Consider the following 18,799-nt stretch of genomic DNA (forward strand, 5'->3'; position numbering starts at 1 on the left):
CAATCAGTCGTGAATCACCACCAAGCTGCCGGGGCGGTCGCCGGACGACCAGGCTCCGTGCCAGCCCTTGGGCATCGGCGGATCCGCGAAGAAGAACAAGTGCTTCGCGTCGAGCGGCGCGAGGTTCACGCAGCCGTGGCTCATCTGCACGCCGAAGTTCCGGTGCCAGAAAGCACCGTGCACCGCGTAGGAGCGGTGGAAGTACATCACGTAGGGCACGTCCTCGATGGAATAGGGCAAGTCCCCGGCGGCGGTGCCGTTGCCGTCCATCGTGGTGGTGACGTGCTTCTCACGAATGCGCCAAGCACCGGTGGGTGTGCTGTGATCCTTGTCCTTGATGCTGGAGTGCTTTCCGGTGGACACCATCGTCGCGTACACCGGACGCCCACCTTCGAAGGCGACCAGGGTCTGCTCGCTGAGGTTCACGTCGATCCAGCGCTCGTTCGGCTTCAGGTCCTTGGGCGGCGGCCCCGGATGGGTCTCGCGCACGTGGATGGCCTTGATCCAGGTGTCGTCCTTGGTCTCGAGGTAGCGCGTGCCGCCGACTTCCTGGGACTTGCCGGTGAGCTGGATGGCGGTGAAGGCCTCGATGGCCTTGGCCGGCTTGGGGGACGAGCTGCCTTCCTCGATTTCGTAGGTCGGCGCCGTCTTCCGCCCGCCGTACACCCAGGCGATGGGCAGCTTGAAGTCGCCTCCGAGCTCCACGCCTTGGAACTTGGATCCCGCCGTGATCCAGAAGCGATCCGCCGGCGCCACCAGCCCCTTGGTGGACTTGTACCAAGTGCGGCCGTTCCAGCTGAAGGTCTTGTCGACGGCGATGTAGAAGCCCGCCACCATGCGCTTGGCGAGGATGTCGTCGCCCTCGGCCTCGAGCTGCTCCAGCGTCACCTCGTGCAGCTTGTCCTTGGCGTTCTCCTGCTGCCACCAGGGCTTCTCCGGCTCGTCGCTGCCGCCGTCCGTGGGTTGAGTGAGGATGCCCGCGTCGGCCAACGCGCGATCGATCTGCGGGCGATCCGGCGCGCCGCCATCCGTCACCACGGAGGCGCGACGCACGGTCTTGTCGTCGTCGTCGTCGCTCTCCTGCTCTTCCTTCTCTTTCGCCTTCTTGGCGCCGGGAAGATACGGCTCGTACTTGTACATCTGTTCGCGCGACGGAACCGAGCGATACAGCGGCGTGCCGTTCTTCGCGTTGCGCGCGTACTGATAGGGCAGCACAGCGTCGAGGTCCGGAGCCTTGAGCGCGAACTTTACCTGCGGATGCTCGAGATCCGTGGTGCCCAGGTTGCCGCACACGTAGCCACCGGTGACGATCTGGTACCAGCCGCCGCTGCAGCTCTTGGTCGACACCGGCTTCTCTTGAACCGGGACGCGACCACCGTTGCGCACGTAGCCGAGCTTCTTGTCCTTGTCGAACTCGGGGTTCGGGTACACCGCGGCCGCGACGGAGGTGACCACGAACCAGGGCCCCTTCCAGTCGAGCTCCTTGGCGCCGGCGTCTTCCTCTCCCTTGGCTTCGGGCTCCGCCTTGGGCTCGAGCTCCTCTGGTAGCGTGGGGTCCCCGGCAGGCCCCTGGGGTCGTACCGAGCGCCCCGAGGCCGACGCCGCGGGCTGCGCGCCCGGCGGGGGGGAGCGGTCGCAGGCCGCGGCGGCCGTCAGGGCGGCCAGCAGCGCAACGGAGAAACCGGTACGGAATCGCATCAGGGGTCTGGGGCTTACTACCCACATGAGGGGTCGTCGAACCACTTTTCGAGGTCTCCTTTGGCCCGTGAGCCGAAAATCCGCTGAGGGCAAAGCGAGGCCCGTGCCAACGTGAAATGCCCAGGTTCGCCCGTCCAACCTGACAGCGGTATGGTGAGCAGCGTGGATTCAGACCCGCAGTGGCGTGGACAACGGGACACCTCCCGGCGCCGGCTGTGGCGCATGTTGGCGCTTTCTCTCGGGGTGCACCTGCCGCTCACGCCGATCCTCGGGCTGTTCGGCTTGATCTCGCTGTTGAATCCTCCGCCCGCCGAGGCAGTGCCACCCTCGCCGCCAATCAACGCCATCCCGGTCGAGCTGGTCGAGGAAGACACGCCGGGGCCGGGGGCGGGCGCGAAAGAGGCAAAGCCCGCGAGCCCCGAGCCCCCGGGGGGGCCGGCGAGCAGTGACGATCCGTTCGCGGATCTCGACGAAGATCTCGACTCGGACACCGAGCTCAGTGAGGAAACCGCGCCGGACCAACCCAAAGAAAAGCCAGGCCAAGATGCGGGAGCGCTGGCAGCCGCCGGGGAAGCGGACGCGGGCACCGGCAAGGCCATCGGCGATCCGGTGACTCTCAGCGGTGCTGCGGGGAAGGTCGCGGACGCGAACGCCAACGTGCGGCTCCTGATCCACGCGAAGCGCATCCGCAATCATCCGCTGGGCTCGCGCATCGGAACGCTGCTCGGAGCCGCGCAGCAGTGGAAGGACTTCTTCGGGCCGGGCGGGCTCGATCCCATCAAGGACGTGGACGAGATCCTGATCGCCGGGCCGCAGCTCCGCGACTCCTCCGAGGTGGTGGCGGTGCTGGGGCTCAGCGCGCCGCCGGCGCGCATCCGTGCGGCCATCGACGGTCTCGTGAAGCGCGATCCCCAAGGCGGCTGGCTCGACGCCGGGGTGCCAGCCGCCAAGGCGCGGGCGGATCGCGCGGAGCGGGTGTTCGTGATGCCGGCGCCGGGCATCGTGGTGGTGGCGCCACCGAGCGCCGCGGATCACGCCCTCAGTCTGGGGTCGTCGCTGCGCTTTCCGAAGGCGAAGGGCAGCGAGGCGCTCACCACCTTCGTGACCACCCCCTGGCGCGCCTTCGTGGGCATCCCCTTCAACGTGCCGAAGAGCATCAAGTGGGTGCGCATGAGCATCACGCCCACCTCCGATGGAGGCGCCGTGGCCGATCTGGTGGCTGAGGACGAGAATGCCGAGGCGGCGCGAAACCACGCGGAAGAGCTGACCCGGAACATCAACGCCGTGACCCTCGTGAAGATCCCGTTCCTGGGCTCCATGCGGCTCATCGAACCCGTGAGCTTCACCTCGGAAGAGTCGGAAATTCGGGGGAAAGTCGTGGCGACGCCAAAGCAGCTCAAGGCGCTCCTCGAGGCCGTCAGTGACTACGCGGCGCTGCTCGCGAAGGAGGCCGAGGAGAAGGCGAAGAAGGCTCAGGCCGACGCCGGTGCGGCAGCGCCGGCCAGCGCAGCGCCCGTGGCCAGCGCGGCGCCCTCCGCGAGCGCCATGCCCTCCGCGAGTGCGGCGCCCTCTGCGAGCGCGGCGCCAGCGCCCAGCGCGGCGCCCTCTGCCGTCGAGGCACCCGCCGAGGGAGCGCAAGCCGACGCAGGACCGTGATCATGGAATCCCCGCGTCGGAGTGTGGAACACTATCCGCATGCGGTGGACGGCACTCGGGCTCGTGGTCTTCGTCTTCGGCTGCAGTGCGAACGACGGCAGCAGCGGTAGCGGCGGTGGGACGGGAAGCGGCGGCGCGGGCACCGGCGGCGCCACCGGCACCGGCGCGGGCAGCGGCACCGGCGCGAGCGCGGGCACCGGCGCGAGCGCAGGCACCGGTGGCGGCTCCACCGGGACCGGCCAGATCGGCGATCCGTGCGCCACCAACGCGGACTGCACCGCCGTCGCGGGCGCGGAGTGTTGGACTACGATTGGCGGCGGCCCCGTGCCCACCATCACGTTTCCCGGCGGCTTCTGCTCCAAGGCGTGCGACACGCAATCGAGCGACAACGACTGCGGTGACGTTGCCGCCTGCGCCAGTGTTGGCGTGTCCGGCGGCCAGGGCAGCGTGACCCTGACGATGTGCACGCCGCCCTGCAGCCAAGACAGCGAGTGCCGGCAAGCGGAGGGCTACCGCTGCCAGATCATCTTGCCGCCCTACGGGTTCTGCACGCTCTGACGCGGCAGCTCGGCCACGGCGGAGAGCATCGCGTCGGCGCTCTTGGGATCCAGCGCGCCGATGCAGAGCTTCGGGCCCTTCTTCGGGATCACGACGATGCGCACCTTGCCCCGTGCTTCGTCGCCCACCAGCGTGAGGCCGAAGTCGATGGCGATGCCGAGACCAATGACCAAGAGGCCCATGCCCAGGAGCGGAGGGGAGGAGCCCGGCACGCGGGCGCCGTCCACGATCAGACCCATGCCGATGTAGCTGCCGATCACCAAAGCGAAGAGGCCGGCGTACAGGCCCAAGCGCGAGAAGCGCACCTCGCGGGTGACGCGCGCGAGGTTTTCCACGGGCACGATGGTCTCGCGGTTCTTGAGCACGCGACCGAGGAGCTCCGTGCGGTGCTCGAGCTCGAGCCCACGCTCGGTGAGCTTGAGCGCCGCGGGCTTCTTGTAGGCGAGGGCGAGACGACCGAGCAGCCGCGCGCCCCGCATCACGAACAAGATGCCCGTGAGGGCCAAGAGCGTGGTCACCACCGGACCGTGAGGTGAGGGGGCGAGCTCGCCGGACAAGCGGTCCGGTCGCTCACTGGGCTTGTGCAGCAGCGCGCGCACCATCGGCTCGCTGCTCGTTTCCGCCAGGGTGGCGCGGGCGCGCGCCGCCGCGGGGCTCGCGCTGGTGGATAGCGCTGCTGCCGCCACCACGGCCTCGGAGCGCGACGCCGTGGCCGCGACCTGCGCCAGAGACGACCACAGCGCCGCGGCGCGGTCGCCGAGGGTGGCGTCGACGGCGGAGAGTGGATCGAGCCGGGTGTGCGCCGCGAGCCAGAGCACGCTCTCGGCGCGGGCTCGCTCCGTTTCCGGCGCGCTCGGGTAGTCCGCTCGGAGCGAGTAGCTGAACAGCGCCGAAGCCAGCGCGAGCTCCTCTGCGCTCGCCGCCCCCCGCTCGAGGATCTCCCGCACGTTGCCCCAGGGCGTGGTGCCGTCCGCGACCTCCGGTGCATCCGCCGGCAGTGCCGCTGCGGTGCCCGGGGCGAGAAAGTCCGCGCGCCGCTCAGCCGCTGCCGCGAGGGCCGCCGCACGCACCCGAGCCGCGAGCGCTTCCAGCTCCGGCAGGGCGGACAGCTCCCCAGCGAGGGCGGCGGGACCAGGCTGACTCATAGCCGGCATTCGATATCCGAACGCCGCACGAGGCGCCAGCCATTGTCGAAATTCGACCTCCGAAGGCCGATTTTTTCCTCAGGCCACGCCGGTGGGCAGGGAATTGAGGATGGGGCCGGGCTTTTCTTCAGCCGTGGTGTCCAGGGCGCGGTTCTTGGAGTCGACCCGCACCACCGTCGGCTTGTAGCTCTGCGCCTCCTCCGGCGTCATGTCGGCGAAGGTCGCCATGATCACCAGGTCGCCGGGCTTGTTGAGGTGGGCGGCAGCGCCGTTGATGCACACCACGCCAGAGCCGCGAGGGCCCTCGAGGGCGTAGGTCATGATGCGCGAGCCGCGGGTCACGTTCCAGATGTGCACGGATTCGTAGGGCAGGATGTTCGCCCGATCCAGCAAGTCCGCGTCGATGGTGACACTGCCCTCGTACTCCAAATCCGCGTGCGTGACGGTCGCCCGATGGATCTTCGACTTGAAGACGTTGAGCTTCATTTTTTCTACCTACTGCGTCGCGTCATGGCGGCCCGCTCCGCACGGGTCCACCTGCCGGACTTCGGAAACATAGGGGCAACATTGGGTCTTTTCAAGGCATTGCCTCGTGATCGTCGGCAACTCGTTGGCTTCGGCTGACGCCCGCCGCTTCCGAGCTCCGAGAGACGACCAAAAGCGCGCGTACAAACTTGGCCCAAGCCATGCGCTCCCGGTACGGCTCGACGTGTTCCCACGCTGCATTTCCGTGGGCACGAGGAGCTTCAGCGAAATGTCCACGACCGCCGATAAGACCCAGATGCTCGACAACCTCAGGGCCATGTTGCGGGACGTGTTCCGGTTGCGCACCGACGGCGTCGCCTATGCGCGGCTGGCCCGCGCCCACGGTTACGTGGATGGCTACATGCGAGTGCTGCTCGAGACCGGCATCGCCGACAAGACCGAGCTGCTCGCGCTGGTCGCGGAAGAGCGCGAGCTCGCCGACGGCCCCGCGACGGCTGCGCTCGAGTCCGGCGCCACCACCGTCGCCGCCTGAGTCAAGCCTCCAAAGGGATATCGTGCGCCGCACGATTAAGGGCTCGATGTCGGTGCCCGCTTCGCTTTCACGCAGCGTAGTCTGCTGTCTCAATGGGAGCGGCGCCAAGGATGAGATTCACGGCTTTGGGTGGGCTTGCCTTGGGCTGCTGCTTGCTCGGTTGTAGCGGCGAGCTCTCGGGCAAAGCTGTCGGCAATGGAGTGGACGGAGGAGGCGTGGGGCCGGATGGGGGCGGAGGCGGTGGCGGCACGGCGGGGGACGCATCTGTCGGACAGGACGGGGGCGAGCCTTTGGACGCTGGACCTCTGGACGACGCCACCTCCGATGCCACGACACCCCCCGACGAACTGGCTCCGGTACTCACGAACTTCAGGGTGGAGACCGAGTATCCGAACCGCGTCCAGTTCGATAGCAGCAAGCCGTTGCTCGCCTCCCAGCTCGGCGCCACTGGTTTCACGGTGTCGGGCAAGACCATTTCTGGCATCGTGGTCAATGCTGGGGCGACGACAGGCCACTACCTGACGGTAGCAGCGCCCTTCACGTTCTGGGACTACAGCACCGTTCGGCTAGAAGGAGGGACCGGCGCCGTTCACGACTTCTCGCTGACCAGAATCGTGAACTCAATCGCCGAGCCCAGCGCGGGGGTCGTGAGATACGCGAGTGCTTCGGGCAGCGGCAACGGCGACGGTACCAGTGAGTCCAATGCTTGGTCCTACAGCCAAGCCTTCTCCAACGCCAAGGCCGGGATGACCGTGTACATGAAGGCAGGTAGCTCGTCGGCGCAGCTGTCGCTGAGCGGAGGAGGCACCGCGTCCGCGCCCATCAAGTTCATCGGCTACAAGACGGCTCCAGGCGACATTACCTCACTCTACTACTCCTACGGTGACGGCGGACTGAGCTCCACGGAGATGCCCACGTTGAACGGCGGCGATCGAAGCTCCGGGAGCGGCATTTCGATCGAGAACGACACGAACTACGTCATCTTCAAGAACATCCAGGTCACCAACTACCTCAATGGCGTCGAAAGCCATAACAACGCCTCCAAGCTCGTGTTCGAACGCATCCTGATCAAGGACGTTGGAACCACGAGTGCCGAAGGCTACGGCTTCGAGTTCGTGAACTTTCTCGGGGATTCGCACAAGAACAGGTTCACGGACTGCACCGTGATCAACGCCACCCACATCAACTACGCGATCTATGGCAACGGGAACCTCGTTCAGGGCTGTTCGAGCTATTGCGACGAGGTGGATCCCTCGAACGTGCTCGGGCTGACGACCGACTACTATTTCTACGTCAGAGGCAACGACAACCAGGTGCTGGATTCGCGAGCGCGGCGACTCACCTATACGGGCCACGGGGGTCATGGGTTCACGACCAAATACGTGTCGGAGCACAACCTTTTCGACAACTGCCTCGCGATCAACATGATGGAGAGTCTGGACGCACGGCATTCCACGTCGCGATTCAACGTGTTCAAGAACTGTGAAGTGGACGGCGAGACGGATATCGATAACGGACAGTGGCGCGGTGGGATCACGCTGACGTCGGGCGCCAACCACAACGTCTTCGAGCGCATCTATCTCCACGATTTGAGATGGGCACTGTCCGCCAGCAGTTCCGGGGAAGACGTCGTGGCCGCAGGCAGCGACAACGTCTTCAGGAACATCGTCGCGAAGGACATCACGAGCTACGTCGTCCGGCTGTTCAGCGACACGGGCGGCACGGCCGCTTTCGACGGCAACAGGTTCGAAAACTGGACCATTCAAAACGCGCCGTACTTCTTCACGAACGACGGTGGCGTTTCTTCGTCCGGCAACGAAGTGGTCAACTGCATCTTCAGCTCGGTGGCGGCCCAGCAGGCAAGCCAGGTGACCGGCTTCACCTTCGACCACAACGACTTCCATGGTGGCTTTGCCCCCGTGGGAACGAGCTCTCATACGTTAGATCCGCAGTTCGTGGATCTAGCGGGCTTCGTCCCGAAGAACGCCGGGTTGAAAGTGGGCGTCGCGCTGCCGGGAGTGGAGTACGACGGGAGCGAGCCGCCCATCGAACGGGACGCGAACGCGCCAACGATCGGCGCGCGTGAAATTCCGAACTGAGCTGTCGCACGCGCCGGGCGCGACGGGGCTCGCGCCGCACCAACAAACGAACGAAGCCACGCCTCCGAGGAGACGTGGCTTCGCGCTGCTTGGGGACTCAGGGGTTGACGATGGTGACGTCGCCCTCCGTGCGGGGCTTGCCGCGGCGCCACCAGGTGGCCACCTGCGTCGCGCCACTGCCGCTCACGATGTGACTGAAGGCGCCGGCGAAGTCGCTCACGGGTAGCGACTTCTTGTCCCAGCTGTGCGTCCCGCCGTTGGGCGCGCCGACGGCCCAGCGAAGCTCGCCGTTGGTCGCGTCTTGATAGGCGATCTGCACCTCGCCGGTGGCGGTGACGAAGATGCTGGAGTCGTCACCCACGATGGCTTGGCCGTCGGCGGTGGCGCCGTCGTCCACCACCTCCGGCGGCGTGGGCGTCGTGCCAGCGGTGACCTTCTGGTACACGAGGGTCTCTTCGAAGCCGTTCACGTAGCTGATGTGCCAATCGCCGCCGGAGTCCACGAACAGGCTGGTGCCGATGCCCACGTCGCCGGTGTCCGTGGGGCCGTTGGGGCCGTCCGCCTGACCGTCGAGCAACACCGGCGGTTGCCAGGTGCCGCCTTCGGAGCGGACCGCCATCAGGTTGCCGTGCAGGCGGTCGTAGTAGGCGATGCCGAGACCGGACGAGGTCTGCGCCAGCGAGATGTATCCGCCGATGCCGGCCGGATAGGTGTCGAGGTAGCTCTTGTCGTAGGACGCGACGCACGTCTTCGTGCCGCCCTCGTCGATGCAGGCGTCGCCGCTGCTGCACTTCGGATCGCAGCCTGCGGCCTTGGCCACGCACTTGCCGGTGTCTTGCACGCACACGTCCGTGCCGCACATGTAGGCGCGGCAGGGCGTTTCCGTGTTGTTGACGACGGCGTCGGCGAAGGTCCAGTCAGTGGTGGAGCCGGGCGTGGCGCTCGAGGCGGTGGCCACCCGCACGGCGCTCATCGCGCCCTCCGTGGTGGCCTCGATGGCCTGGTAGGCGATCACCGGCTTGCCATCCACCACGAGCAGCTTGGCGTAGCGACCGAGGTCGCTCTTGTCCTTCTGCTGCACGGTGTGGACCGCCCAGTTGTTGCCGTCGAAGGCGGCGAACTTGAGCGCGCGGTTGGTGGCGTCGTAGTAGGCAACGACGGGCTTGTCGTTCACCAGGGCGATGCTGGTCCACAGACCGACGTCGTCTCCCGCCTCCGTGAGGCCTTGGCGGAAGCCGGTGATGTCGTTCAGGAACGGATCCGGTGGGCCGCCGGAGGTGCCGGGGTCGAGCGTGTCGTCGACCTCGGGCAAGCCGTCCACCGTCTGCCACACCACCTTGCCGTCGGTGTATTTGCCGACCACCAGATCGCCCCAGGTGTAGTCGACCTCACCGAAGTCCGGCGAGTTGCCGTAGCCGATGTCGTCGTAGCCGGCGACCCAGATGGTGCCGGCGGAGTCGACGGCGACGGACGAGTAGGCGCCCACCAGTCCAGGGTCGAGCACCTCGCAGTTCTCGGCGTCGGGGCAGGCGCCCGGCGGCTTGCCGGAGTCCGCACCCCCGGTGCCACCCGCTGGAGCCTTGTCGTCGCTGCCGCAGGAGCAGCCGGACCACGACGAGGCGAGCGCCATCAGCGCCACCGTGCCGAGGACTCTTACGCTGCGGACGCTTTTGTGGGACGCGCGGGTCTGCCGCGCGTCGCCTCCGTTCTCGTCGCTCCGGCGCCGGCGCCAGAAGAGGCCCAGCGCCAGGGCCAAGAGGGCGGGGAACCCGTAGCGCTGAAGATCGCCACCGCTGGAGGGCGAGCCCGGCAGGCTGCAATTGCAGCCGCTGCCGGTGGCGAGGGATGCGTCTTGCTCGCCGCGGATCACCGACTGCTGCACCTTGCCCACGTTGCCCTCTTCATCCACGGCCTCCACCTTGACGGTGGCGCCGCTCCCCACGTCGATGCTGGACAGCGTGTCCGCCGTGACCCACTCGCTGAAGGCGCCGTCGTCCACGGCCCAGCGCACCTTCACCGCGGTGGCGGGAGAAACGACGTCGCGCACGTTCACGTCGAGCTTGCCGGCCACGGGCTTGTCGCCGAAGGTGACGTCCGGCGGAGTCTTGTCGATCAGGAACTCCACCTTCGCGGGCGTCTCGTCCATGCTCGCCGGGATGCCGACGACGCGCGCCCGCACCTCCACGTGGTGCCGCGCCTGGATGCTCAGCTCGGGATCCGTGAGCGTGATGTTCTTGTCGTAGGTCCACGGGTGCCAGAAGCCGCCGTCGAGGCGGTACTGGTACTCGATGGTGTTCGCGCCGTTGTCGAGGGGGCTCGACACGCGCAGATCCACCGTGGGGCGATTGTCCTTGGTGATGGTCGGCAGCGTGAGGCCGGCGAGCTCCACCTTCTTGCCGGTCACCTCGGCGGAGGTGTCCGCCTGGGCGGGCGGCAGCATCTTCGCCGAGCCGCTGGCCACGCCGAAGGCCGCGAACACGCCCAGGAAGCGGTCCGGGCCCTTCTCCAGCTTGGTGAGACCCGGGCTGCCCTGACCCTGCACCGTGGGCGGGATGTTCAGCGTGAGGCCCAGGGAGGCGAGGGAGCTGTTCAGGTCGATGGGGCTGATGGCGCCGCCGAGGGCCGAGCCGATCTGGCTGGCCACGATGGAGGCCAGCGCATCCGCCGCCTTCTGTTCGTCCTCGCGCAGCAGATCCGCGTTGGCCAGGCTGGGATTGTTCACCTGGACTTTGTCGATCACCGGGGCGAGGCCGGCCGGCGTCACGTCCAGGTTCACCGGCGCGACGATGTCGAGCTGCGCCGTGAAGGCCCGGATGTAGCGATCGCTCGACCACACGTAGAAGTCGATGTTCAGCTTGTTGAGCGTGATGTTGAGCAGCGGGTCGGTCTCGAGGTCCGTGCCCTTGCCGATGGTGGCCGTGGGCGGCTCTTGCGGCCGTAGAATCAAGGCCAGGGGTGCTGCCGTCTTCTGCCGCGCCAGATCCTTGAAGGACGGGATCAGGAGGCCGATGGTGTCGCTGTTCAAGAGCGAGCCGAAGGTGGAGCTGCCGACACCGAGGCACAGCGCGCCGCTGTTGTACACGGCGCCCAGGGCGTAGTTCAGGTACCGCTCAGAAAGCGCGAAGCCGACGTGCGGCCCTTCTCCCGTCCAGCCCGGCACGGTGTTGGCCGTGATCTCGTCGGGGATGGGAATGCTCTCCGGTTTGGTCAGGTTGGCGATGGGCACGCACTGGGTGATCGGCGTCGGCTCGGCGCCGCCCATCATGCCCACCGTCGCGCCGCTGTTGATGGGGTTCAGGTCGCCCCACAGCATGCCGGAGCTGTCGTCCCGCACGCCCTCACCGCCGAGGGCCGCGAGGAAGTCGAAGCCGCCCTTGGTCCCGGGAGACAGGCTCGAGAGCGCGGAGGAGAGATTGATGTTGCCGTCCACGCCCAGGGCGATGGCCACGCACTCGTCGTTCGAGCTCGTGCACTTGCCGGTGCCGTCCGGCGTGCAGTAGCGGCAGGTGCCGCCGCTGTCGGGATACGTGCCCGTGGGGCAGGTGACGCCGGTGGCGGGATCTTCCGTGGCGCACAGCTGGTCTTCGATGGTGCCCTTGAGCGTATCCGTGAGGCCGCCGATCAGGTTTCCGATCAAGAGGCCCTTGAGGAGGTTGGCGACCGAGTTGCCGAGGCTGTTGCCGCAGAAGTGGATCGAGTTCTCGATGGCGTTGTTGTCGATCCCGATGTTGACGATCTTGACCTTGGTGTAGCCCTTGCGTGAAACGTGCGTGGGGTCTTGATCGGCTTCCAGAGAGATGTCGATGTCGACGGGGATCTGCGCGTAATCCAGCGGGCTGCACTTCCCACCGTTGGTGAGCACGGCCTCGATGCCGAAGGAGAACAGCACCTTGACGTCGACCGGCAGCTTGCGCAGCCGCACGGGCAGCGTGCCCTTCACCGTGATGTTGTGCGGCGCCTTGGTGGCCACGGTGAGGTTCGCCTTCGACAGGTCGCTCTCCACCACACACTCGGGCGGGTTCGCGTTCGGCTTGGGTCCGTTCGGGCACACGGTGCCGCTCGCGATGCTCGCGCTGAAGCTGCTCTTCGGTACGTCGAAGGTCACGACGCCCGCGTTCGCGCTTCCGGATCCGAGCAGGCTCGGCGCCAGCGTGCCGAGGTTGTCGCCGAGGAACTTCAAGCCGCTGTCCGTGAGGCGGACGCTGGCGGAGTTCTCGATTCGGTTTTCGCTCGGGAAGCCTCCCGGCAGTGGTGTCATCCCGCAGCCCGAGCAGCTCGAGCAGCTACCAGCGCAGCCGGCGAAAATGACGAGGAAAAGGACGAATACGATGTGCTTCAGCCAACGCGGCATAAGGCTCTCCCAAGCAGGCGGCTCCCGGCCGCTCGCGGCGCCCCAGGGCGAGTTCGAGTCACAGTCTAGCGCAGGTCAACGCGTCGTGGTTGTGCCGTGAACCGGTTGGCCGATACGCATCAGTGTGGTCTCGTGTGCGCCCGGGTGTGTTGCGCGCTGCGGCGTGACGGGGCTCGCGCCGAACCAACAAACCCTCGATCTGGATCGTTTGGATGTCGGGGCGCCGCGGTAACGCCCCGTCACGGACTCAGGGGCAGTCGCTCGGATAGACGCCCTTGATCGGGATCGCTTGCGCGGCCACGTCGATGACCAAGCGCCATGCGTCCTGGCAACCGCCGGCGCTGTTGGTCGTCGAGCACCAATCGCCCTTGGGCAGCCCACCCGTCTGGGTGAAGCCCACGCTCGTCTTGCAGCTCGCTTCCGGCGCGGGGCCCTTCCACATGGCGGGATCCCCCGTGAGCAGCACGCACAGCGTTTCCCCCAGGGAAACCACGAAGACCTTGTCGGCTTCTTCCACGGTGATGTAGCCCTCGTAGTGGCCGCCGGTCTTCCAGGCGAACTCGCCGGCAGCGGGCTGGCAGTCGCTCCCGGGGTCCAGGGTTTCGGCGGCGTAGCGGCCGATGCAGTTCTTGTCGGCGCTGAGGGTGGCGTTCACCGTGAGGTCGTGCAGGGGCACCAGCACGTAGCTGTCGGCCGTGGTGGTGTCGGCCAGGTAGATGGGCATCACGAAGCTCGGGAACGTGGCGCTGAGGGAGCCATCGCTCTCTTCGCTGTAGCCCTGGGTTTCCGGCTTCACGACCAGACCGCTGGCGGTGTCGGTGAAGCTCGCGTAGCAGGTGCCGTCCTTGGGGGCGCCAGCCAAGGCCTGTGGAATTCCGCCGCCGATGGTGAGCTGCTTCTGGGCGCTGTCGATCTCCATCAGCAGGTTGAACTGGCCGCTCCCGTTCAGGTGGCACTCGGGCTCGGCGAGGGCGCTCTTCTTGGTGATGATGCCGTCTTGCACGAAGGGCTCCGCCAGTGCTGCGGGGCTCTTCACCTGGTGCGAGGTCGCGCGCAGCTGGGTGACGGCGGCGGACGAGAAGTCTGCCTTGGCCATGCATGCGGCGCCGGGGCCGCTGGGTCCGTTCACGAAGCAGACGTCCGCCGTGGGCATGCACTCCGGAGTGCCGGCGTCGCTTCCGGCGCTTCCCGCCATGCCGGCCGTGCCGCCGCTGCCGGCCATGCCGCCGCTGCCGGCCATGCCGCCGCTGCCCGCGGAGCTTTCGTCACTGCCGCACGCTGCCGCGGCGAGCAGCATCGCCACGCTCGTCGTCCACAGGATCACCCGCATCTGCCTGCCTCCGAGACGCGCTCATACACCGGACCCGCAGGCGCTTCGAGCTTGATCGCCTTCGCGCTACGGACCAGCATGGCCGCCGATGGACGCGAAAGTCGATGCCTTCGTACGCCGGCAGAAGAAATGGAAGCCCGAGATCGAAGCGGTGCGCGCGGTGCTGCTCGACTGCAAGCTGAGCGAGGCGCTGAAGTGGGGGAAGCCCTGCTACGGGTTCGGAGACGACAACATCTGCATCCTCCAGCCGATGAAAGAGCATCTCGCGCTGATGTTCTTCAAGGGCGCGCTGATGAAGGATCCGAAAGGCGTGCTCGAGTCCCAGGGGCCCAATTCCCGCTCCGCCCTCCGCATGTGCTTCACCCAGGTCCAGGACGTGAAAAAGTCCGTGCTGAAAGCCTACGTGCGGGAGGCGATTCGCGTGGAGCAGGCGGGCCTCACGGTCGAAAAGCCGAAGCAGCTGGTGCTCGTGGACGAGCTGCTGCGAGCGCTGGCTGCCGACAAGAAGCTCGCTGCGGCGTTCGAGAAGCTGACTCCCGGGCGACGCCGCGAGTACAACCTTTACCTTTCCGGCGCCAAGCAGTCCAAGACGCGCGTCGCACGGATCGAGAAGGTCCGCCCACAGATCCTCGCCGGCAAGGGTTTGCGGGACTGACGTCAGTGGGTGAAGCGCACCAGCGTGCGCAGGACTTCGAGGCGCTCGGCTACGGTGTCCTGGTCCAGGCTCTGCACCCGCGAGGTGCCGATACCCTCCACGCAGAACGACGCGACGGTGGCGGCGACCATCAGCGCGCGGCGTAGCGTGGCTTCGTTCACGGCGCCCTCGCGGGACAGATAGCCCAGGAATGCACCGGCAAAGGTGTCGCCGGCGCCGGTGGGATCGATCTCCTCTTCGAGCGGGTACGCCGGCGCGAAGAAGATGCCGTGGTCGTCGAACAGCATGGCGCCGTACTCGCCGCGCTTCACGATCAGCCGCTTGGGGCCCATGGCCATCACGGCGCGGGCGGCCTTCTTGATGTTGTGCTCCTCGGCGAGCTGGCGCAGCTCCTCGTCGTTGATCACGAGGGTATCGATGCGGCCGAGCAGCTTGATCAAGGTCGGACGCTCGCCATCGATCCAGAAGTTCATGGTGTCGGCGGCGACGAAGCGCGGGGCGTCCGTGGCGTCGAGCACCGAGAGCTGAAGCGCCGGGTGGATGTTGCCGAGCAGCACGAAGGGGCTGGAGCAGAAGCTCTCCGGCAGCTTGGGGGAGAAGTCCGCGAACACGTTCAGCTGCGTATCCAGCGTGGTGCGGCTCGCGAGGTTGTCCGCGTAGCGGCCGGACCAGCGGAAGGTCTTGCCCTGGGCGCGCTCCACTCCGGAGACGTCCACACCGCGGGCTTCCAGCGTCTTGATGGCGGAGTCCGGGAAGTCCGTGCCCACCACCGCGACCACGCGGGCGGGAGCGAACAGGCTGGTGGACATCGCCGCATAGGTGGCGGAGCCGCCCACCACGTCCGTGGCCTTGGCGGTGGGGAGCTCGAGGTCGTCGAAGGCCATGGAGCCGACGATGAGCACCGGATCCGGGCTGTCGTTGCGAATCATTGTCCGTCCTTCCGGGCGCCCAGCAAGAAGGCGAGGCGCTGCTTTTCTTCGGCGGGCATGGCGCCGGGCGCGGTGATCACCGCGTGCTCGAGGGCGCTTGCCGCGGGGCTCTGGCTCGCGTCCGGCAGCGTACGGGACAGCTCCACCACGGCGCGCTTGGCGAGGTCGGCATTGGCGGCCAGCACCGCCAGCACGCTCTGCACGCTCACGTCTTCTTCCACGTCGTGCCAGCAGTCGTAGTCGGTGACCAGCGCCGCGGTGGCGTAGGGGAGCTCCGCCTCGCGGGCGAGCTTGGCCTCCGGCATGGCGGTCATGCCGATCACGCTCACGCCCCAGGAGCGGTAGAGCTGGCTCTCCGCGCGGGTCGAAAACTGCGGCCCCTCCATGCACACGTAGGTGCCGCCGCGGTGGACGCGCCCGCCGGCGCGCTTCACCGCCTCGAACAGGGCATCCGCCAGGAGGGGGCACACCGGATCCGCAAAGCCCACGTGAGCCACGATGGGCCCGTCGAAGAAGGTGCTGGTGCGGTGCTTGGTGAGGTCGATGTACTGGTCGACGACGACCACGTCCCCCGGCGCGATGTCTTCCTTCATGGAGCCCACGGCAGACAGGCTCAGGAGGTGCGTCGCTCCCGCGAGCTTCATCGCGGCGACGTTGGCCCGGTAGTTGATGTGAGTGGGGCTCACCTTGTGACCCCGGCCGTGGCGCGGCAAGAAGATCAGCTCCGTGTCGCCGAGCTTGCCGCGAATCAGCGCGTCGCTGGGCGCGCCGAAGGGCGTGTCCACGCGCTGCTCCTCGACCGACTCGAGACCCGCTATGTCGTAGATCCCGCTGCCCCCGATCACGCCGAGCACGTTCTTCATCGCGCGCCGACGTAGCACGCAAGAGCGCGCACGATCAAGCGGCGGGCGGCTTCGAGCCGCCGAAGCCGCGGCCTTCGGCGAGCAGATGTTCGGCCTCGGCGGCGCGCCGCGCGCGCGCGCACTCGGCGGCCAAGAAGATGGAGGAGAGCTGCAGTGTGGCCTGCTCCAGATCGTCGTTGACCAGCAAGTAGTCGAACTGGCCGTAGTGGGCGATCTCTTCTCGAGCCACGGCGAAGCGTCGCTGCACCGTGGGCTCGTCCTCGCTGGCGCGACCACGGAGACGTGCCTCCAGCACTTCCATGCTGGGCGGCAGGATGAACACGCTGATGGCGCCGGGGTGCACGCTCTTGATCTGGCGCGCGCCCTGGTGGTCGATGTCGAAGATGATCCCGCGCTTGTCCCCGGCGCTGGTCACTTCCCGGCGGCTGGTCCCGTACAGGTTGCCGTGGACCTCGGCCCACTCCAAGAACTCGTCGAGCTGGATCAACTGCTCGAAGGTCTCGCGGCTCACGAAGTGGTACTCGCGGCCGTCTTTCTCTCCCGAACGGGGCTTGCGGGTGGTGTGGCTCACGCTGAACTCGAGCCCGCTGACCTGTTCCCGCAAGCGGCGGGTGAGGGTGGTCTTGCCCGCGCCGGACGGTGAAGAGATGATGATGAGCAGCGGACCGTCACTCGACATTCTGCACCTGCTCCCGCATGCGCTCGACCTCGGCCTTCAGCGCTACCACGTGCTGGGCCAGGTCCGAATCCTGACTCTTGCTGCCGATGGTGTTCACCTCGCGGCCGATCTCCTGCAGCAAGAAGTCCATCCTGCGGCCGACGGGCACCTTCGCCGAGAGCAGCGCGCGAAACTGCTCGAAGTGGCTCCGAAGCCGCACCAGCTCCTCGGTGATGTCGCTCTTGTCGGCCAAGATGGCGAGCTCCGTCTCCAGCCGCCCGGCGTCCACGCTGACCTGCGCGTCGGCGAGCAGCCGCTCCAGGCGCGCCGAGAGGCGCTGCCGCTGCGCCTCCACCACCTCGCTCACGCGGCTCGCGACGTGCTCGCAAATCTCGGCGGCCGCATCCACGCGGCCCCCCAGGTCGGCGTGCAGCGCGCGGCCTTCGTCGCTGCGCATCTGGTCCAGCGCGGCGCAGGCAGCGTGAAACGCCTCGGACAGGGCGCCGCGCACGGTTTCCACGTCCATCACGCTGGTGGACTCGAACACGTCGGGAATGGTGGCGACCACGCCGATGGACAGCTCGCTCCCGGGAGACAGCTCGTCCCGCAGCTCGCACAGCTGCCGATACACCGCGCGCACGCGTTCCGGGGAGAGACGGGGCGGCGGCAGGGCCGCGCCCTCCAGTCGGATGCCGACGTCATAGCGCCCGCGGCTCAGCCGTTCCCGCGCCAGCTGCTCCACGAAGAAGCCTTGGTCGCCGAGCTCCGTGGGCGTTCGCACTCGCACGTCCAGGTAGCGATGGTTCAGCGAGCGGATTTCGACCGCGACGCGGCCGTCCCCGAGCGGGGCGTCCCCAGCGCCGAAGCCCGTCATGCTCTTCACGACCGGCCTCGCTCCCGGGAAAGCTCGCGCAGGTAGTCCGCCGTCGGACGAAGTCCTTCACGCCAGGCGACGGTGGGCTCATAGCCGAAGAGCTCACGCGCCCGCCCGATGTCCGCGACGGAGTGGCGGATGTCCCCCGCGCGCGGCGGGTCGTGCCGCACGTCGAGCCGCTTGCCGAGGAGCGTGGCGATCTCGTCGACCAACTCGGTCAGGGTGACGCTCTGCCCCGTGGCCACGTTGACGATCTCCCCGGCGAGCTTCCGCTCACTTTGCGCGGCGGCGAGGTTCGCCTGCACCACGTTGTCGATGAAACAGAAGTCCCGCGTGGCGCCGCCGTCCCCGTAGATGCTGATGGGCTCGTCGTGGAGCGCCGCCCACAGGAACTTGGGAATGGCGGCGGCGTAGGCGCCGTCCGGGCGTTGGTTCGGACCGAACACGTTGAAGTAGCGCAGGCACACGGTGTCGATGCCGTACAGCTCGGCGAACACCCGGAGGTACTGCTCCGCCGCGATCTTGCTCACCGCGTAGGGCGAAAGCGGCGCCGTGGGCATGTGCTCCAGCTTGGGCAGCGTGGGTTCGTCCCCGTAGGCCGCAGAAGAGGCGGCGAACACCACGCGCTTCACCCCCGCGCGGCGCGCGCTTTCGAGCACCGTGACGGTGCCGTGCACGTTGACGGAATCCGCCCGAACGGGATCCTCGATGCTCAGGGGCACGGAGCCGAGCGCCGCTTCGTGGAACACGACGCTCACGCCTTCCGAGGCGCGCGCCATCAGGCTTTGGTCTCGGATGTCCCCGGTGAGGGGCTCCACGTCCGGGTGATTTCGGAGCTCGCCCAGGTGCTCCCAGAAGCCGGTGGACAGATCGTCCACCACGCGCACTTGATGCCCCTGGCGCACCAGGGCACGCACCAAGTTGGAACCAATGAAACCCGCCCCGCCGGTGACCAGATGGAGCAC

At 67.5% G+C, this 18,799-nt stretch carries 15 protein-coding genes; 5 read left to right on the plus strand and 10 right to left on the minus strand.

The window, feature by feature from the left end; all coding sequences use genetic code 11:
- Positions 1 to 3: 3 nt before the first annotated feature.
- The gene (locus H6717_26420) at positions 4 to 1,698 is read right to left on the minus strand and encodes a L,D-transpeptidase (protein MCB9580594.1); all 1,695 of its coding nucleotides are present in this window, start codon (positions 1,696 to 1,698) and stop codon (positions 4 to 6) included.
- 222 nt (positions 1,699 to 1,920) lie between these two features.
- Here H6717_26420 and H6717_26425 point away from each other — a divergent pair, with 222 nt between their 5' ends.
- Positions 1,921 to 3,354: a hypothetical protein gene (locus H6717_26425; protein MCB9580595.1), complete on the plus strand. Its 1,434-nt coding sequence runs from the start codon at positions 1,921 to 1,923 to the stop codon at positions 3,352 to 3,354.
- A 39-nt stretch (positions 3,355 to 3,393) separates the two neighbouring features.
- On the plus strand, positions 3,394 to 3,912 hold the full coding sequence (locus H6717_26430) for a hypothetical protein (protein ID MCB9580596.1): 519 nt from the start codon (positions 3,394 to 3,396) through the stop codon (positions 3,910 to 3,912).
- On the opposite strand, the gene H6717_26435 is transcribed toward H6717_26430, so the two are convergent.
- Entirely contained in the window at positions 3,891 to 5,057 is a 1,167-nt protein-coding gene (locus H6717_26435) for a hypothetical protein (protein MCB9580597.1), read from the minus strand. The genes H6717_26430 and H6717_26435 overlap by 22 nt on opposite strands.
- Before the next feature lie 78 nt (positions 5,058 to 5,135).
- Positions 5,136 to 5,543 (minus strand): aspartate 1-decarboxylase, encoded by a 408-nt coding sequence (locus tag H6717_26440; GenBank protein ID MCB9580598.1) that lies wholly within the window; start codon positions 5,541 to 5,543, stop codon positions 5,136 to 5,138.
- Positions 5,544 to 5,811: 268 nt separating this feature from the next.
- On the opposite strand from H6717_26440, the gene H6717_26445 reads away from it, so the two are divergent.
- Positions 5,812 to 6,075 (plus strand): hypothetical protein, encoded by a 264-nt coding sequence (locus tag H6717_26445; protein ID MCB9580599.1) that lies wholly within the window; start codon positions 5,812 to 5,814, stop codon positions 6,073 to 6,075.
- A 110-nt stretch (positions 6,076 to 6,185) separates the two neighbouring features.
- Positions 6,186 to 8,174 carry a hypothetical protein gene (locus H6717_26450; GenBank protein ID MCB9580600.1) on the plus strand — a complete coding sequence of 663 codons (1,989 nt, stop codon included), beginning with the start codon at positions 6,186 to 6,188 and terminating at the stop codon, positions 8,172 to 8,174.
- 97 nt (positions 8,175 to 8,271) lie between these two features.
- On the opposite strand, the gene H6717_26455 is transcribed toward H6717_26450, so the two are convergent.
- Both H6717_26455 and H6717_26460 read right to left on the minus strand, forming a co-directional pair.
- A complete protein-coding gene (locus H6717_26455) occupies positions 8,272 to 12,525 on the minus strand; it encodes a hypothetical protein (GenBank protein MCB9580601.1) in 4,254 nt (1,417 codons plus the stop codon).
- Between the two features lie 247 nt (positions 12,526 to 12,772).
- Complete coding sequence (locus H6717_26460) at positions 12,773 to 13,855, minus strand: hypothetical protein (protein MCB9580602.1); 1,083 nt, start codon at positions 13,853 to 13,855, stop codon at positions 12,773 to 12,775.
- 88 nt (positions 13,856 to 13,943) lie between these two features.
- Here H6717_26460 and H6717_26465 point away from each other — a divergent pair, with 88 nt between their 5' ends.
- The gene (locus tag H6717_26465) at positions 13,944 to 14,510 is read left to right on the plus strand and encodes a YdeI/OmpD-associated family protein (GenBank protein MCB9580603.1); all 567 of its coding nucleotides are present in this window, start codon (positions 13,944 to 13,946) and stop codon (positions 14,508 to 14,510) included.
- A 2-nt stretch (positions 14,511 to 14,512) separates the two neighbouring features.
- Here H6717_26465 and H6717_26470 read toward each other — a convergent pair whose 3' ends face one another.
- The 5 genes from H6717_26470 to H6717_26490 are packed head-to-tail and all read right to left on the minus strand — an operon-like array spanning position 14,513 to position 18,799.
- Positions 14,513 to 15,439, minus strand: a complete 927-nt coding sequence (locus H6717_26470) for a sugar kinase (GenBank protein ID MCB9580604.1) — start codon at positions 15,437 to 15,439, stop codon at positions 14,513 to 14,515.
- Complete coding sequence (gene mtnP / locus H6717_26475; GenBank protein ID MCB9580605.1) at positions 15,436 to 16,302, minus strand: S-methyl-5'-thioadenosine phosphorylase; 867 nt, start codon at positions 16,300 to 16,302, stop codon at positions 15,436 to 15,438. Before mtnP ends, H6717_26470 begins: the two co-directional genes overlap by 4 nt.
- A 34-nt stretch (positions 16,303 to 16,336) precedes the next feature.
- On the minus strand, positions 16,337 to 16,981 hold the full coding sequence (gene gmk, locus H6717_26480; protein MCB9580606.1) for a guanylate kinase: 645 nt from the start codon (positions 16,979 to 16,981) through the stop codon (positions 16,337 to 16,339).
- Positions 16,971 to 17,843: a YicC family protein gene (locus tag H6717_26485; GenBank protein ID MCB9580607.1), complete on the minus strand. Its 873-nt coding sequence runs from the start codon at positions 17,841 to 17,843 to the stop codon at positions 16,971 to 16,973. Before H6717_26485 ends, gmk begins: the two co-directional genes overlap by 11 nt.
- Complete coding sequence (locus H6717_26490) at positions 17,840 to 18,799, minus strand: SDR family oxidoreductase (GenBank protein MCB9580608.1); 960 nt, start codon at positions 18,797 to 18,799, stop codon at positions 17,840 to 17,842. The genes H6717_26485 and H6717_26490 overlap by 4 nt, the downstream gene beginning before the upstream one ends.

Source organism: Polyangiaceae bacterium (genome assembly GCA_020633235.1).
Classification (GTDB): Bacteria; Myxococcota_A; Polyangia; order Polyangiales; family Polyangiaceae; genus JACKEA01.